Annotated in this window: 15 protein-coding genes; 8 read left to right on the forward strand and 7 right to left on the reverse strand. The window is 67.8% G+C overall.

The features are described from left to right. The 7 genes from SNE35_RS04920 to SNE35_RS04950 all read right to left on the reverse strand — a co-directional run bounded on the left by SNE35_RS04920 (position 1) and on the right by SNE35_RS04950 (position 7,822). Positions 1 to 1,236, reverse strand: a complete 1,236-nt coding sequence (locus SNE35_RS04920) for a tetratricopeptide repeat protein (RefSeq protein WP_320421748.1) — start codon at positions 1,234 to 1,236, stop codon at positions 1 to 3. 99 nt (positions 1,237 to 1,335) lie between these two features. Beyond that, on the reverse strand, positions 1,336 to 3,132 hold the full coding sequence (gene aspS / locus SNE35_RS04925; protein ID WP_320421749.1) for an aspartate--tRNA ligase: 1,797 nt from the start codon (positions 3,130 to 3,132) through the stop codon (positions 1,336 to 1,338). 105 nt (positions 3,133 to 3,237) lie between these two features. Next, positions 3,238 to 3,870, reverse strand: a complete 633-nt coding sequence (locus SNE35_RS04930; protein WP_320421750.1) for a DUF502 domain-containing protein — start codon at positions 3,868 to 3,870, stop codon at positions 3,238 to 3,240. A gap of 7 nt (positions 3,871 to 3,877) precedes the next feature. Continuing rightward, positions 3,878 to 4,183: an FmdB family zinc ribbon protein gene (locus SNE35_RS04935; protein WP_320421751.1), complete on the reverse strand. Its 306-nt coding sequence runs from the start codon at positions 4,181 to 4,183 to the stop codon at positions 3,878 to 3,880. Positions 4,184 to 4,237: 54 nt separating this feature from the next. Beyond that, on the reverse strand, positions 4,238 to 5,713 hold the full coding sequence (locus tag SNE35_RS04940; protein ID WP_320421752.1) for a high affinity choline transporter 1: 1,476 nt from the start codon (positions 5,711 to 5,713) through the stop codon (positions 4,238 to 4,240). 46 nt (positions 5,714 to 5,759) lie between these two features. Beyond that, positions 5,760 to 7,319 carry a ubiquinone biosynthesis regulatory protein kinase UbiB gene (ubiB, locus tag SNE35_RS04945; protein WP_320421753.1) on the reverse strand — a complete coding sequence of 520 codons (1,560 nt, stop codon included), beginning with the start codon at positions 7,317 to 7,319 and terminating at the stop codon, positions 5,760 to 5,762. Further along, positions 7,316 to 7,822, reverse strand: coding sequence for a hypothetical protein (locus tag SNE35_RS04950; protein WP_320421754.1), 507 nt, complete (start codon positions 7,820 to 7,822; stop codon positions 7,316 to 7,318). The genes ubiB and SNE35_RS04950 overlap by 4 nt, the downstream gene beginning before the upstream one ends. Before the next feature lie 151 nt (positions 7,823 to 7,973). On the opposite strand from SNE35_RS04950, the gene SNE35_RS04955 reads away from it, so the two are divergent. From SNE35_RS04955 to rfbC, 8 genes are all read left to right on the forward strand, one after another. Next, positions 7,974 to 9,362, forward strand: coding sequence for an undecaprenyl-phosphate glucose phosphotransferase (locus tag SNE35_RS04955; protein WP_320421755.1), 1,389 nt, complete (start codon positions 7,974 to 7,976; stop codon positions 9,360 to 9,362). Positions 9,363 to 9,500: 138 nt separating this feature from the next. Then, positions 9,501 to 10,709 carry an outer membrane beta-barrel protein gene (locus SNE35_RS04960; RefSeq protein ID WP_320421756.1) on the forward strand — a complete coding sequence of 403 codons (1,209 nt, stop codon included), beginning with the start codon at positions 9,501 to 9,503 and terminating at the stop codon, positions 10,707 to 10,709. A 21-nt stretch (positions 10,710 to 10,730) separates the two neighbouring features. Continuing rightward, a complete protein-coding gene (galE, locus tag SNE35_RS04965) occupies positions 10,731 to 11,759 on the forward strand; it encodes a UDP-glucose 4-epimerase GalE (RefSeq protein ID WP_320421757.1) in 1,029 nt (342 codons plus the stop codon). 56 nt (positions 11,760 to 11,815) lie between these two features. Further along, entirely contained in the window at positions 11,816 to 13,255 is a 1,440-nt protein-coding gene (locus SNE35_RS04970) for a mannose-1-phosphate guanylyltransferase/mannose-6-phosphate isomerase (RefSeq protein ID WP_320421758.1), read from the forward strand. Positions 13,256 to 13,259: 4 nt separating this feature from the next. Next, positions 13,260 to 14,321 carry a dTDP-glucose 4,6-dehydratase gene (gene rfbB, locus SNE35_RS04975; RefSeq protein ID WP_320421759.1) on the forward strand — a complete coding sequence of 354 codons (1,062 nt, stop codon included), beginning with the start codon at positions 13,260 to 13,262 and terminating at the stop codon, positions 14,319 to 14,321. Further along, a complete protein-coding gene (rfbD, locus tag SNE35_RS04980; RefSeq protein ID WP_320421760.1) occupies positions 14,318 to 15,199 on the forward strand; it encodes a dTDP-4-dehydrorhamnose reductase in 882 nt (293 codons plus the stop codon). Before rfbB ends, rfbD begins: the two co-directional genes overlap by 4 nt. Before the next feature lie 17 nt (positions 15,200 to 15,216). Next, a complete protein-coding gene (gene rfbA, locus SNE35_RS04985) occupies positions 15,217 to 16,107 on the forward strand; it encodes a glucose-1-phosphate thymidylyltransferase RfbA (RefSeq protein ID WP_320421761.1) in 891 nt (296 codons plus the stop codon). A 2-nt stretch (positions 16,108 to 16,109) separates the two neighbouring features. After that, positions 16,110 to 16,661, forward strand: a complete 552-nt coding sequence (rfbC, locus tag SNE35_RS04990; protein WP_320421762.1) for a dTDP-4-dehydrorhamnose 3,5-epimerase — start codon at positions 16,110 to 16,112, stop codon at positions 16,659 to 16,661. Position 16,662: the final 1 nt, after the last annotated feature.

A 16,662-nucleotide genomic window follows, 5' to 3' on the forward strand; every position in this document is an offset into this window, starting at 1 on the left:
TCAGGGCTGCGCCAGCGATTGGCCCAGGCGCTCGGCCTCGGCGGTGATCTGCGTGGCCAGCGCCAGCAGTTCGTCGCGGCGGATGTGTTCGCGGTTCAGCAGCTCGGCCATCTGGCGGCCGACGTCGGCCAGCGTGCGCAGGCCCTGCGTGGCGGCGCCGAGATCGGGGCCTGGGCCTGGATCGGCGGCGACATCGACGGCCACGGGCTCGGGGCCCGTGTGAGTGTCGAAGCGGGCCAGCGCCTCCAGTTGCGCCGGCAGGCGGCTCTGGCCCAGGGTGGACTCCAGGCGCTTGCGCTGCTGCTGGTGGTGCCAGCTGGGGCCCAGCTCGCCGTGCGCCTGCATCAGGTCGGCCAGACGGCCATGGGCCGCGGCTTGCAGCGCGCGCGACTGAATCGCCTCGGCCAGGGTCAGGGTCTGGCCGGCCCAGCCGAGCGCGACGTCGTCGCGGGTGAGTTCGCTGAGCAGCAGCGCGGCCTGCGCCTGCAGCCAGCGGTAGCCGCTGCGCTGCGCCAAGTCCAGCGCCTGCTGGGCCAATTGCATCGCTGGCGCGGTGCCGCCGCTGTCGCGGGCGCAGCGCGCCTGCTGCCAGATGGCCTCGGCCTGGTAGTCCTTGTGGCCGGCCTCGACGGCCGAGGCCACGGCCACCTGCAGGGTGGACAGCGCCGCCTGCGGCCCGGTCGTGGCGCGCAGACTGGCCGCGCGGTTCAGCGCGATCTTGGCGCGCATGTAGGGGTCGTGGGCAAGGCAGGGGCCGTAGTGCAGCTCCGCCTGGTCCAGCACGCGGCCGCCGCGTGCCCAGTCGCCCAGCGCGAAGCACAGGTGGGCCAGGCCGATGCGCGCCAGGCAGGCGCTGCGGGAATCGTCGTCGGCCAGGTCCAGCGCCTGGCTCCAGGCATTGCAGGCTTCCACGTAGTCGCCGCGCTGGTAGTGCATGCGCCCCAGCGCCTCGCAGAACTCGGCCGCCTCGCCGGCGGCAGCGCTGCCCTTCTTCGATCGGAGCTGGGTCAGCGCGACCTGCAGCTCGTCCTGCAGCTCGGCGCCGCGGCCCCAGCGCTCGAGGATGAAGAAGGCGCCCAGCAGTGCAGCACGGGCCCCGGCCGGATCGCCGCGCCGGCGCATCAGCGCCTGCAGGCGCGGCAGCACCAGGCTGGGCCGGCGCAGCACCACGCGCTCCCAGCGCGTCGCGTCGCTGCTGCCGGCGGCGCGCGCCGTCCTCGTTTCGGGATCCGTCATCTGCATGGGTATCGGTGGGACAAGGTCAGCAAGCATAGCCGCCACCAATGACAAGGGCGCCCCGCGGGGCGCCCTTTCTTCAGCCTTGCTGACGAACGCTCAGGCGGCCGTGCCGGCGCCCGCGTTGCGCAGGCGGATGTGCAGTTCGCGCAGCTGCTTCTCGTCCACATAGCTGGGCGCGCCGGTCAGCAGGTCTTGCGCACGCTGCGTCTTCGGGAAGGCGATCACGTCACGGATCGAATCGGCCTTGGTCATCATCGTGACGATGCGGTCCAGGCCGAAGGCCAGACCGCCGTGCGGGGGCGCGCCGTACTGCAGGGCATCCAGCAGGAAGCCGAACTTGAGGCGCTGGTCCTCGGGGCTGATGTTCAGCGCCTCGAAGACCTTGGCCTGCACCTCGGCGCGGTGGATACGCACCGAGCCGCCGCCCAGCTCCCAGCCGTTGAGCACCATGTCGTAGGCCTTGGCGATGCAGTCGCCCGGGCTGGTCGTCATCAGATCCTCGTGGCCGTCCTTCGGGGCGGTGAACGGGTGGTGAACAGCGGCCCAGCGCTTGTTCTCTTCGTCTTCCTCGAACATCGGGAAGTCGACGACCCACAGCGGTGCCCAACGGTCTTCGAACAGGCCCGTGGACTTGCCGAACTCGCTGTGGCCGACCTTCAGGCGCAGGCCACCGATGGCGTCGTTGACGACCTTGGCCTTGTCGGCGCCGAAGAAGATCAGGTCGCCGTCCTTGGCGCCGGTGCGCTTGAGGATTTCGGCGATGGCTGCGTCATGCAGGTTCTTGACGATCGGCGACTGCAGACCTTCACGACCCTTGCCGGCTTCGTTGACCTTGATCCAGGCGAGGCCCTTGGCACCGTAGATCTTGACGAACTCGGTATAGGCATCGATCTCGCCGCGGCTCATCGAAGCACCGCCGGGCACGTTCAGCGCCACGACGCGACCGCCCTTGGTGGTGGCGGGGGTCGAGAAGACCTTGAAGTCCACGTCGCCCATCACATCGGTCAGTTCGGTGAACTCGAGCTTGACGCGCAGGTCGGGCTTGTCCGAGCCGAAGCGGTGCATCGCTTCCGAGTACTTCATCACCGGGTACTCGCCCAGGTCGACGTTCAACGCCTTCATGAAGACGTGGCGGATCATGCCCTCGAACATCGCGCGGATCTCTTCTTCCGTCAGGAAGGATGTCTCGATATCGATCTGCGTGAACTCGGGCTGGCGATCAGCGCGCAGGTCTTCGTCGCGGAAGCACTTGGTGATCTGGTAGTAGCGGTCGAAGCCCGCCACCATCAGCAGCTGCTTGAAGAGCTGGGGCGATTGCGGCAGCGCGAAGAAGTGGCCGTCATGCACACGGCTGGGCACGAGGTAGTCGCGCGCGCCTTCAGGCGTGCTCTTGCCCAGCATCGGCGTTTCGATGTCGACGAAGCCGTGCTCGTCCAGGTACTTGCGCACTTCCATGGCCACGCGGTAGCGCAGCATCAGGTTGTTCTGCATGTAGGGGCGACGCAGGTCCAGCACGCGGTGCGTGAGGCGGGTCGTCTCGGACAGGTTCTCGTCGTCGAGCTGGAACGGAGGCGTGACGGACGGGTTCAGCACCTCGATCTCGTGGCACAGCACTTCGATCTTGCCGCTGACGAGGTTGGCGTTTTCGGTGCCGGCCGGGCGGGCGCGGACCTTGCCGACGATCTTCAGGCAGAACTCGTTGCGCACGTCGGAGGCGATCTTGAACATGTCGGCGCGGTCCGGGTCGCAGACGACCTGAACGATGCCTTCACGGTCGCGCAGGTCGATGAAGATCACGCCGCCGTGGTCACGGCGACGGTGGGCCCAGCCCATCAGGGTGACGGTTTGATCGAGCAGCTTCTCGCTGACTTGGCCGGCATAGCAGGTACGCATGATTTCTTCTTTCGGGGATCTTGATCGGGAGGCGGCAGGAGTCGCCGCTGAACGAAGGCGTTGGGTGGGCGCCGGGCCCTCAGGACTGAACGCGTGCCGGGGCGTTCAGCCCGGCAGATTATTGGGAGGGCCGTCGGGCGGCACGACACCCATCGAGATGATGTGCTTCAGGGCCGCATCCACGCTCATCGAGAGCGGCTTCACCTGCGAGCGCGGCATCATCAGGAAGAAGCCGGAGGTCGGGTTCGGCGTGGTCGGCACGTAGATGCTGACGTGCTCCTCCACCAGCGCCGCGGCCACCTCGCCGCCGGGCTTGCCGGTGACGAAGCCGATGGTCCACGAACCCGCGTGCGGGTACTGCACCAGCACGGCCTCGCGGAAGGCGTTGCCGTTGCTCGAGAACAGGGTGTCGGACACCTGCTTCACCGAGCTGTAGATGTTCTTGACGATGGGGATGTGCGTCAGCAGCCGGTCCCACTGGCGCAGCGCCCACTGGCCGAAGATGTTGGCGACGAACATGCCGGTCAGCAACAAGGTGCCGACGACGACCACGAGCCCCAGGCCCGGCACGTCCAGCAACCGCTCCAGCGGATCGTGGAAGACCGGCGCCACCGCCTGCGTCGCGCCGACCAGCGCGCCGAAGATGCCGTTGATGATGCCCAGCACCCACAGCAGCACCCAGATGGTGACCGCCAGCGGCATCCAGACCAGCAGGCCCGTGATCAGATATTTCTTCACGACGCGCTCAGTCCTTGGCCGCGGGAGGGGGAGTCGGCGCGGGAGCCGGTGCCGGTGCCGGGCTGGCGGCAGCCTCGGCGGGGGCCGGAGCCGGTGCGGTGGCGGTGCCGCTGTTGGCACCGCCACCATTGCCGCCGCGGAAGTCGGTCACGTACCAGCCCGAGCCCTTCAGCTGGAAGCCCGCCGCCGTCACCTGCTTGGAAAAGGTCTCGGCGCCGCAGGCCGGGCAGGTGCTCAGCGGGGCATCGGAGATCTTTTGCAGCACGTCCTTGGCGTGACCGCAGGAACTGCAGCGGTAGGCGTAGATGGGCATGGGGCTAAACCGTTGATCGAAAACCCGAAATTATAGTTCGGGGTGGTGACAGGCTCAGACGGTCGGCTCGTCCGCCAGGCCGGCCACGTGCAGCTTGTGGTCCTTGCGATCGCGCATCACTTGCGGCATCAGCGAGCCGACGATGATGCCGACGAAGGCCGCGATCAGGCCGGCGAGCTGGCCGGGGAACGTTTCGCCCAGGGTGCTGACCTGCGGCAGGAAGACGATCCAGACGCCGATGCCGGCCACCAGCGAGAAGATCGCGCCCTGCGTGGTCGCACGCTTCCAGTACAGGCCCATCACCAGCGGCACGAAGGCGCCGACCAGGGTCACCTGGTAGGCCGAGGACACCAGGTCGAAAATCGGCGTGCCCTTCATCACGATCGCGTAGGCCAGCACCAGCGCGGCGAAGATCACGATGGTCGTGCGCATGGCCAGCAGCTGCTGGCGGTCGCTGGTGTGCGGGCGGATGTTTTTCAGGATGTTCTCGACGAAGCTGGTGGACGGCGCCAGCAAGGTGGCCGAGGACGTGCTCTTGATCGCCGACAGCAGCGCGCCGAAGAACAGGATCTGCATGATCAGCGGCATCTTGCTCAGCACGAACAGGGGCAGCAGCTTCTGGTACTCGCCCTGCACCAGGTCCAGCGCCTGCTGGCCCATCACGACGACGGCGGCGGAGACGATAAACATCGGAACCGCGGCGAAGAGGATGTAGCTGGCGCCGCCGATCATCGCGCCGTTGCGGGCGGTCTTCTCGTCCTTGGCCGACATCACGCGCTGGAACACGTCCTGCTGCGGGATGCTGCCCAGCATCATCGTGAGGCCGGCGCCGATGAACATGACCACATCGGTCAGCTTGGGCTCGGGCAGGAACTTGAACAGGTCCTTGTTCTGCGCCATCGCGAAGACCTTGTCGGCGCCGCCGGCCAGGTCGGCAGAGAAGATCGCGATGATCGACAGGCCGACGACCAGCACGATCATCTGGATGAAGTCGGTCCAGGCCACGGCCAGAAAGCCGCCGATGACGACGTAGATCAGCACGGCCAGGGTACCGACGATCATGCCCATGGTCTCGCTCATCGCGCCGTTGGTCAGCACCGAGAACACCAGGCCCAGCGCGGTGATCTGCGCCGCCACCCAGCCCAGGTACGACAGGATGATGGTGGCCGAGCAGAACACCTCCACGCCCTTGCCGAAGCGCTGGCGGTAGAAGTCGCCGATCGTCAGCAGGTTCATGCGGTAGAGCTTGGTGGCGAACAAGGCACCGACCAGGATCAGGCAGGTGCCGGCGCCGAAGGGGTCCTCGATGATCGCGTTGAGGCCGCCCTGCACGAACTTCGCCGGAATGCCCATCACCGTCTCGGCGCCGAACCAGGTGGCGAAGGTGGTCGTGACGACCATGATCAGCGGCAGCGAGCGGCCGGCGATCGCGAAATCGCTCGTGTTCTTGATCCGCGTGCCGGCCCACACACCCAGGCCCAAGGTGCCCAGCAGGTAAAGAACGACGAAGACGATCAGCGTGATGTTCATGTTGTTGGAGAAGATCGTGCGGCGGCCGCGACGGGCCGCATTATCGTCAATACATATGGAGATATCGCTGGGCCAGCAGGGTCAGAACGACCCCGGCGACGCCTCCGGCCAACACCCACAACAGGGCCTGCAGCATCCGGTTGGTGCGGCGCTGCTCATGCAATAGCAATGCCAGGTCGCGCTCACGCTCCGGCGCGACCTGCAGCTTGAGCGCGTCGTGCACCAGGCGCGGCAGCGCGGGCATCAGCTGCGCATAGCGCGGCGCTTCCTTCTTCAGCGAATTCAAGAGCGCGCGCCAGCCGACCTGCTCGTTCATCCAGCGCTCCAGGAAGGGCTTGGCCGTGGCCCACAGGTCCAGCTCCGGATCGAGCTGGCGGCCGAGGCCTTCGACGTTCAGCAACGTCTTCTGCAGCAGCACCAGCTGCGGCTGGATCTCGACGTTGAAGCGGCGCGAGGTCTGGAACAGGCGCATCAGCACCTGGCCCAGCGAGATGTCCTTCAGCGGCCGGTCGAAGTGCGGCTCGCAGACGGTGCGCACGGCGCTCTCCAGCTCGTCCACGCGGGTCTGCGGCGGCACCCAGCCGGACTCGATGTGCAGCTCGGCCACGCGCTTGTAGTCCCGCTGGAAGAAGGCGATGAAGTTCTGCGCGAGGTAGTCCTTGTCCACCTCGGTCAGCGTGCCCATGATGCCGAAGTCCAGCGCCACGTAGCGGCCGAAGGTGGCGGGCTCGATGCTCACCTGGATGTTGCCCGGGTGCATGTCGGCGTGGAAGAAGCCGTCGCGGAAGACCTGGGTGAAGAAGATCGTCACGCCGTCGCGGGCCAGCTTGGGGATGTCGATGCCGGCGGACTGCAGGCGTTCCAGCTGCGAGATCGGCACGCCCTTCATCCGCTCCATCACGATGACCTCGGAGCTGCACAGCGACCAGATCATCTCCGGCACCAGCACGAGGCCCAGGCCGTCCATATTGCGGCGCAGTTGCGCCGCGTTGGCCGCCTCGCGCACCAGGTCCAGCTCGTCGTGCAGGTAGGTGTCGAACTCGGCCACCACCTCGCGCGGCTTCAGGCGCCGGCCATCGGCCGAGAGCCGCTCGATCCAGCGGGCGAACACGCGCAGCAGCGCCAGATCGTCGTCGATGATGTCCAACATGCCCGGACGCAGCACCTTGACGGCCACCTCACGGCCGTCCTTCAGCGTCGCGAAATGGACCTGCGCGATGGAGGCGCTGGCCACCGGCTCGACATCGAAGCTGGCGAACAGATCCTCGACCCGGCTGCCGAAGGCCTTCTCGACCAGCGCGCGCGACACCTCGGCCGGGAACGGCGGCACGCGGTCCTGCAGCCGCGACAGCTCGGCGACGATGTCGGCCGGCAGCAGGTCGCGCCGGGTGGACAGCACCTGGCCGAACTTGACGAAGATCGGCCCCAGGTGTTCCAGCGCCATGCGCAGGCGAACGCCGCGCGGTGCCTCCCAGTTGCGGCCGACAGTGAAGGCGCGGCGCAGCCAGACGAAGCGCCGGCGCCGGAAGCCGGACAGCGCCAGATCGTCCAGGCCGTAGCGCAGGACCGTCCAGGCGATGACGAACAGCCGGGCGACGAATCTCATCGGGGGCGCAGCGAGGACGCACTGCGCGCCAGGCCGGCGAGCGCCTGCGCCACCGCCCTGCCCCAGCGCGCCAGCTGGTGCGCCGGCGCCGGGCCGACCAGCGCGGCCAGGTCATCGGCGATGTCCCAGCGCAGGTTGGCGATCAGCCAGTTGATCTCGCCGGCGAAGGCGGCGTCACCCTGCACGCTGACCTTGGGCCGTTCGCCGGTCAGCGCGCCGAGCGCCGCCAGGGCGGGGTTGGAGGCGTCCAGGCCGATGCGCAGCGCGTCGGCGGGCGCGGCATCGAGCCGTTCCCACAGGCCGGCGGGCGTCACGGCCAGCACCAGGTCCGGCGCCGCGGGCAGCAGGCCCGGCCAGTTCTCCAGGTGCAGCACGACGGCGCGACCGGCAAAGGGCGCCAGGCGGGCGGTGGCCACGCTCTCGCGCGAGATCACGTGGTTCAGCAGCAGCACCAGGCGATCCTGCACCGCCGGTGCCACGAGGGCAGTCCATTCTTGAAGCATGGCGGGATTGTAGGCAGGGCCATCCTGTCGCCGGAGGAAAGGACGGCCGGAGCGCCCCGCTGAACCGTCATCGAATTGAGAGAGAATCTGCGCCCACGGGAGGGGTGGGCGGCCGCCACGCCGCAATAGGAACCTGAGGGACCCAGGAGAGATGTTCGAGGACCGAAGCTACAAGAGGACGTTCTACAGCGCACCGCAGTCGGTTGAATCCCTCGTCGCCGCGTTCCTCGAGCCGGGCCTCATCGTCCTGTGCTTCCTGTCCGTCAACGCCTGGTTCGGTGAGCCGGTGCTGCGCTCCACGCTGACCCTGTGCCTGCTGGTCTTCGCCCTGACCTTCCCCGGCCGCAACCGCTTTGCCGAGCACCCCGCCAGCGCCACCATCGACGTCATCTCGTCCTGGACGGTGCTGCTGGTCATCCTGGCGCTGTGTGGCTACGCGACGAACAGCCTCGGCTATTTCGAGGAGCCGGTGCTGCTCTGGTGGGCCGGCCTCACGCCGCTGGTGCAGGTGGCGGCGGTGGAGATCGGCCGCCAGGTGCGGCGCTGGCACTCGCGCAAGGCCGCCTCGCGGCGTTCGGCCGTCATCATCGGCGCCGGCGCGCTGGGCGCGAAGGTGGCCCATGCGCTGCGCGACATCGAAGGCGTCGAGTTCCTGGGCTTCTTCGACGACCGCTCCGAGAGCCGCCTGCATCCGGAGGCCGCGACCGAGCTGCGCGGCTCGCTCGGCGAGGTCAGCGACTTCGTCCGCGCCAAGAGCGTGCGCGAGGTCTACATCACCTTGCCGCTGGGCTCGCAGCCGCGCATCGTGCAACTGCTCGAGAACATCCAGGGCACGACCGCCTCGCTCTTCTTCGTGCCCGACGTGTTCGGCATCAGCATCATCCAGGGCCGGCTGCAGGACATCAACGGCGTGCCGGTCGTCGGCATTTGCGAGACACCGTTTACAGGCACTAACGAATTGGTCAAGCGGATCAGCGACATCGTTCTGTCCTCGCTGATCCTGCTGCTGATCTCGCCGATCCTGCTGGCCGTGGCGATCGGCGTGAAGCTCAGTTCCAGCGGGCCGGTGATCTTCAAGCAGCGCCGCAACGGGCTCGATGGCGAGGAGATCATCGTCTACAAGTTCCGCTCGATGCGCACCCAGGACAACGGGCGCGACGTCAAGCAGGCGATCAAGGGCGACCCGCGCGTGACGCCCTTCGGCGCCTTCATTCGCCGCACCTCGCTGGACGAGCTGCCGCAGTTCGTCAACGTGCTGCAGGGTCGCATGAGCATCGTCGGCCCGCGCCCGCACGCGGTGGCCCACAACGAGGAATACCGCAAGCTGATCAAGGCCTACATGGTGCGCCACAAGGTCAAGCCGGGCATCACTGGCTGGGCGCAGGTCAACGGCATGCGCGGCGAGACCGACACGATCGAGAAGATGCAGGCCCGCGTCGAATACGATCTGGAGTACCTGCGCAACTGGTCCCTGGCGCTCGATCTGCAGATCATCCTCCGCACGGTGCGGCTGGTGATCTCCGACCGGCATGCGTATTAATACCGCTCGGGGCCCGGAACTTTGCTCGCAATCCCCTGGTGCCCCTCAGGCACGGGGGCTGGTGCAGACAAGCCCGCCGCCACACTGCCGCCCGGCATACCTGCCGTCACCGCATCGAGGAATTTCATGGTTCACGCAATGACCCGCAACAAGACATCGAGGCTCGCCCGCATCGGCCTGGGCCTGAGCCTGGGAGTGGCGGGCACCGTCGTGCATGCAGACCCGAACCCGTACTACCTGGGCGGCTCGCTGGGCGTCACGCGGGTCTCCAACGTCTACCGCACGTCCACGGACGAGAACAGCGACACCGTCACCACGGCCAGCCTGCTTGCCGGGGTCGACCAGCAGATCGGCCGCCAGCATCTGACGGCTGATGCCACGTTGCAGCAGAATCGCTACGCTACCAACGACATCCTGAACAACAACGGCTACACGCTGCGCAGCAACCTGGACTGGGCCACGGCTGGGCGCATCTCCGGCACGCTGAGCGCCAGCGCGACGCGCCAGCTCGCCAACTACAACGCCGCAGGCGTCAGCCAGCCGGTGTTCGAGAAAAACATCGAGAACGACCGCCGGTACCAGGCGCTGATCCGCATCGGCCTGGTCACGCGCTGGTCGGCCGAGGCGAGCTACACACACAACAGCCAAGAGTTCAGCCTGATCGAATACAGCGCGCTGAACTTCAGCCAGAACGCGGGCTCGCTGGGCCTCGTCTACCGGCCCAGCGACCTGCTACGCCTGGGCCTGGCGTTCCGCCACACGGAAGGCGAGTATCCGCAATATCCGCTCAGCATCGGCGGCGGCGTCTTCTCCTTCTATGTGGACGACACCTTCAAGCGCAACGACGTGGATTTCACCGGAACCTGGCAGCCCACCGGGTCGAGTAACGTGACCACCCGGCTCAGCTGGACCAACAACCGACATGACCCGGCCGAGAGCCTCAGCTATCGGGGACTCACCGGCTCGCTCGGCTGGAACTACAGCCCTGGCGGTCGCTGGACCTTCTCCGCCCAGCTCACCCGTGACACCGGCGAGCAGGCCACGTTGCTGGGACCGAGCCAGAACCGCGTCGGCAACAGCGTCCAGCTCAACACCAGCTACGACCTGACCAGCAAGATCGCGCTGACCGGCTCAGCCAGCGCGCGCCGCGGTACCTACCGCAGCATCACCGACGCTCCGGACGCCTTTGACAACGACCACAGCGTCAGCCTCGGCACGCGATTTGCATATTCCCGCTCGCTGTCGCTGAGCTGCCAGGCCTATCGCACCGGCCGCTCCAGCAGCGTCAGCTACAACAATTTCAATGCGACCGGGGTGGGCTGCACCGCGCAGGCGCTGGTGTACTGACCCCTTCTGCGCAAGGACCCCATGAGCTCAGCACCGACGATCCTCCTCACCGGCGCCACCGGCTACATCGCCTCGCACACCTGGTTGGCCCTGCTGGCCGCCGGCTTCGAGGTGGTGGGCGTCGACGACTTCTCCAACAGCTCGCCCGAGGTGCTAAACCGCCTTGCCAAGCTCGCCGGCAGCGCGCCGGTATTCGAGGCCGCGGACGTCTGCGATCGCGAGACCATGCTGGCCGTGTTCGCGCGCCACCAGCCTGATGCGGTGGTGCACTTCGCGGCCTACAAGGCCGTCGGCGAATCGACCGCCAAGCCACTGGACTACTACCGCAACAACGTCGGCGGCCTCGTCAACATCTGCGAGGTGATGCTGCGCAACGGCTGCCGGCGCATGGTCTTCAGCTCCAGCGCCACCGTCTACGGCGTGCCCGAAAGCCTGCCGCTGCGCGAGGACGCAGCGCTCTCCGCCGTGAACCCCTACGGCCAGACCAAGCTGATCGGCGAGACCATCCTGCGCGACCTCGGCGCCGCCGACACCGCCTGGCAGACCGCCTGCCTGCGCTACTTCAACCCGGTCGGCGCGCACGAGAGCGGCTCGATCGGCGAAGACCCGCGCGGCACGCCGAACAACCTGATGCCCTACGTGGCGCAGGTGGCCGTCGGCCGCCGCCCGCGCCTGTCGGTGTTCGGCGGCGACTACCCGACGCCCGACGGCACTGGCGTGCGCGACTACATCCATGTGGTCGACCTGGCCGAAGGCCACGTCGCCGCGCTGCGCTTCCTGCTGGGCGGCAAGGAATCGATCACTTGCAATCTCGGCACCGGCCGCGGCTACAGCGTGCTGGACCTGGTCAAGGCCTACGAGAAGGCCAGCGGCAAGCCCGTGCCCTACGACATCGTGCCGCGCCGGCCCGGCGACGTCGCCGCCTGCTATGCCGACCCGGCACTGGCACGCGAGCGCCTGGGCTGGGAGGCGCACCACGACCTCGACCGCATGTGCGCCGACAGCTGGCGCTGGCAGAGCATGAACCCGCTGGGCTTCGAAGCCAGCTGACCGACAATCCCCGGCGGCCAACCCAGCCGCCTTTTTGCTTTTAGAAGACCTGCACGATGAGCAAGATCGAAGTCCAACCCGTCATCATGGCCGGCGGCAGCGGCACGCGCCTGTGGCCGCTGTCCCGCGCCGGTTATCCGAAGCAGTTCCTGGTCCTGGCCGGCAACACCAGCCTGTTCCAGCAGGCCACCACGCGGCTGGCCGCACTGGCCGATAACGCGATCACCGTCGCCGGACCGGTGGTCGTCGGCAACGAAGAGCACCGCTTCATGGTGCTGGACCAGCTGCGCGAGGTGCAGCTCGACCCCAGCGCGGTGCTGCTGGAGCCGATGGGTCGCAACACGGCGCCGGCATTGACGCTGGCCGCGCTGCAGGCGCTGGAAGGCGGCACCGATCCGGTGCTGGTCGTCACCCCGGCGGACCAGACGGTCACCGATGCCGCCGCCTTCACGGCCGCGCTGCGCCGCGCTGTCGCCGAGGCGGCCGAAGGCGCGATCGTCATCCTGGGCATCACGCCCGACCGCCCGGAAACCGGCTACGGCTACATCCGCACGCAGGAAGACGCCGCGGGCCTGGCCGTGGCGCAGTTCGTCGAGAAGCCCGACGCCGCCACGGCGCAGCGCTACGTCGACGAAGGCAACTACTTCTGGAACAGCGGCATGTTCGTGCTGCGCGCCAGCGTCTGGATGAAGGCGCTGGAGCGCTTCAGACCCGACATCGCCGCCGCGACCCGCGCCTCGTGGACGCCTCGCCAGAACGATGCCAAGTTCGTCCGCCCCGGCAAGGCCGAGTTCGCCGCCGTGCCCTCCGAATCGGTCGACTACGCGGTGATGGAGCGCTGCCCCGGCAGCGAGTTCCCGCTGCGCATGGTGCCGCTGGCCGCCGGCTGGAACGACCTCGGCGCCTGGGAAGCCGTCTGGCAAGTGGCCGACAAGGACGAATCCGGCAACGCCTTCAAGGGCGACGCGATCTTCAGCGACAGCCGCAACTCGCTGGTGCATGCGACGAGCCGCCTGGTCAGCGTGGTCGGGCTGGACGACGTCGTCGTCGTCGAGACGGCCGACGCGGTGCTGGTCAGCGACCGCGCGCGCAGCCAGGACGTGAAGAACATCGTCAAGAAGCTGGAAGCCGAGAAGCGCGGCGAGCAGACGCTGCACCGCAAGGTCCACCGCCCCTGGGGCTGGTACGACAGCATCGACAACGGCCCGCGCCATCAGGTCAAGCGCATCATGGTCAAGCCCGGCGCCTCGCTGAGCCTGCAGATGCATCACCACCGCGCCGAGCACTGGATCGTCGTCTGCGGCACCGCCGAGATCACCAACGGCGACAAGGTGATGCTGCTGTGCGAGAACCAGAGCACCTACATCCCGCTGGGTCAGACGCACCGTCTCGCGAATCCGGGCAAGGTGCCGCTGGAGATCATCGAAGTCCAGTCCGGCTCCTACCTGGGCGAAGACGACATCGTCCGATTCGAAGACACCTACGGGAGGAAGTAAACCTATGACCATTCTTGTCACCGGCGGCGCCGGTTTCATCGGCAGCAACTTCGTGCTGGACTGGCTGAAGCAGTCCGACGAGCCCGTCGTCACGCTCGACGCGCTGACCTATGCCGGCAATCTCGAGAACCTCGCCTCGCTGGACGGCGATGCGCGCCACAGCTTCGTCAAGGGCGACATCTGCGATCGCGCGCTGATCGACCAGTTGCTCGCCACGCACAAGCCGCGCGCCCTCGTCCACTTCGCCGCCGAGAGCCACGTGGACCGCTCGATCAGCGGCCCCGGCGCCTTCATGCGCACGAACATCGAAGGCACCTACACGCTGCTCGAAGCCGCCCGCGCCTACTGGTCGGGCCTGGGCGATGAAGCGAAGGCCGCCTTCCGCTTCCATCACGTGTCGACGGACGAGGTCTACGGTTCGCTGCAGGCCGACGATCCGCAGTTCGCCGAGACCAAGGCCTACGAGCCCAACAGCCCCTACTCGGCCAGCAAGGCCGCCAGCGACCACCTGGTGCGCGCCTGGCACCACACCTACGGCCTGCCGGTCATCACGACCAACTGCTCGAACAACTACGGGCCCTATCACTTCCCCGAGAAGCTGATCCCGCTGATGATCGTCAACGCCCTCGCCGGCAAGCCGCTGCCGATCTACGGCGACGGCCAGAACGTGCGCGACTGGCTCTACGTCACCGATCACGCCAGCGCCATCCGCGCGGTGCTGGCCGGCGGCCGGCTGGGCGAGACCTACAACGTCGGCGGCTGGAACGAGATGACGAACCTGGAGATCGTCAACACGGTCTGCGAACTGCTCGACGAGCTGCGCCCCGATGCCACTGGCAGCTACAAGCGCCTGATCACCTACGTGAAGGACCGCCCCGGCCACGACCGCCGCTACGCGATCGACGCCCGCAAGATCGAGCGCGAACTCGGTTGGCGCCCCGCCGAGACCTTCGCCACCGGCATCCGCAAGACGGTGCAGTGGTACCTGGACAACCCCGAGTGGGTGCAGCGCGTGCAGAGCGGCGCGTACCGTGAATGGGTTCAGGCTCAGTACGCCCAGGCATGAAGCTCCTCCTCCTCGGAAAGAACGGGCAGCTCGGCTGGGAGCTGCAGCGCGCGCTGAGCCCGCTGGGCGAGGTGGTCGCGCTGGATCGCCACAACGGCGGAGATCTTGCGAACACCGCTGCACTGCTGGCTGCCGTGCGCGCCGCCGCGCCCGACGTCATCGTCAATGCCGCCGCCTACACCGCGGTGGACAAGGCCGAGTCCGACGCCGACGCTGCGCGCCAGATCAACGCCACCGCTCCCGGCCTGCTGGCTGAAGAAGCCGCGAAGCTCGGCGCCCTGCTGGTCCACTACAGCACCGACTACGTGTTCGACGGCAGCGGCGATCAGGCACGCAATGAAGACGCCTCCACGGCGCCGCTGAGTGTCTACGGCAGCACCAAGCTCGCCGGCGAAGAGGCCATCCGCGCCAGCGGCTGCGCCCACCTGATCCTGCGCACCAGCTGGGTCTTCGCGGCACGCGGCGGCAATTTCGCCAAGACCATGCTGCGGCTGGCCGCGGAGCGCGAGCAGTTGAAGGTCATCGCCGACCAGATCGGCGCGCCCACCGGTGCCGACCTGCTGGCCGACCTCAGCGCGCACATGATCGTTGCGACCCGGGCCCGGCCCGCGCTTGGTGGCACCTACCACGCGGCGGCGGCGGGCGAGACCTCCTGGCACGCCTACGCGCAGCACGTGATCGAGTTCGCCCGCGCGCGCGGCACTGCCGTGAAAGTGGCGCCGGAGCAGATCCTGCCGATCCCCACGACCGACTACCCCACGCCGGCCCGCCGCCCGCTGAACTCGCGCCTGGACACGGCGAAGCTCGCACGCAACTTCGGCCTGCGCCTGCCGCCCTGGCAGCAGGGCGTGGACCGCATGCTCAACGAAATCCTCTGATCAGGAAGGCCCCGACCATGACGACGAAGACCCGCAAAGGCATCATCCTCGCCGGCGGCTCAGGCACGCGGCTGCATCCGGCCACGCTGGCCCTGAGCAAGCAGCTGCTGCCCGTCTACGACAAGCCGATGGTCTACTACCCGCTCAGCACCCTGATGCTGGCGGGCATTCGCGACATCCTGCTGATCAGCACCCCGCAAGACCTGCCCCGCTTCGAAGCGCTGCTGGGCGACGGCTCGCGCTGGGGCATCAACCTCAGCTACTGCGTGCAGCCCAGCCCCGATGGCCTGGCCCAGGCCTTCATCCTCGGCAAGGACTTCATCGGCGGCGCGCCGAGCGCGCTGGTGCTCGGCGACAACATCTTCTACGGCCACGACTTCGCCACGCTGCTGCGCGAGGCGGACGAAACGCCGACCGGCGCCTCCGTCTTCGCGTATCACGTGACCGACCCCGAACGCTACGGCGTGGTCGAGTTCGACGCGGCCAAGAAGGCCCTGTCCATCGAGGAAAAGCCCAAGGCCCCGAAGAGCAACTACGCCGTGACCGGCCTGTACTTCTACGACGAGCAGGTCTGTGACATCGCCGCCGCCATCAAGCCCAGCCCGCGCGGCGAGCTGGAGATCACCGACGTCAACGCCCAGTACCTGCGCCAGGACCAGCTCCAGGTGGAGATCATGGGCCGCGGCTACGCCTGGCTCGACACGGGCACGCACGACAGCCTGCTCGAAGCCGGCCAGTTCATCGCCACGCTGGAGAAGCGCCAGGGCCTGAAGGTCGCCTGCCCCGAGGAGATCGCCTTCCGCAGCGGCTGGATCGATGCTGAACAGCTCGCCGCGCTGGCCAAGCCGCTGGCCAAGAACGGCTACGGCCAGTACCTGCAGAAGATCCTCACCGAGACGGTGTACTAATAATGAAAATCACCCCCACCGCCCTGCCCGAAGTCCTGATCGTCGAGCCCAAGGTCTTCGGCGACGCCCGCGGCTTCTTCACCGAGAGCTGGAACGAGAAGGTCTTCAACGAGGCCGTCGGCGCTGCTGTCGGCTTCGTCCAGGACAACCACTCCCGCTCGGCCCGCGGCGTGCTGCGCGGCATGCACTTTCAGCTGGGCGAAGACGCCCAGGGCAAGCTGGTGCGCTGCGTCGCCGGCGCCGTGTTCGACGTGGCCGTGGACATGCGCCGCAGCAGCCCCAATTTCGGCCGCTGGGCCGGCGTCGAACTCACGGCCGAGAACCATCGCCAGCTCTGGGTGCCGCCCGGCTTCGCGCACGGCTTCCTGGTGCTGAGCGAGACGGCGGACTTCCTCTACAAGACCACGGCCTACTACGCGCCGCAGGCCGAAGGCAGCCTGCGCTGGGACGATCCGACGGTGGGCATCGAGTGGCCCGACCTCGGCATCGCGCCGCTGCTGGCGGACAAGGATGCGAAGGCGCCGGCGCTGGCCGACGCCAAGACCTTCGACTAAG

Source organism: Roseateles agri (assembly GCF_034043675.1).
Lineage (GTDB): Bacteria > Pseudomonadota > Gammaproteobacteria > Burkholderiales > Burkholderiaceae_C > KK5.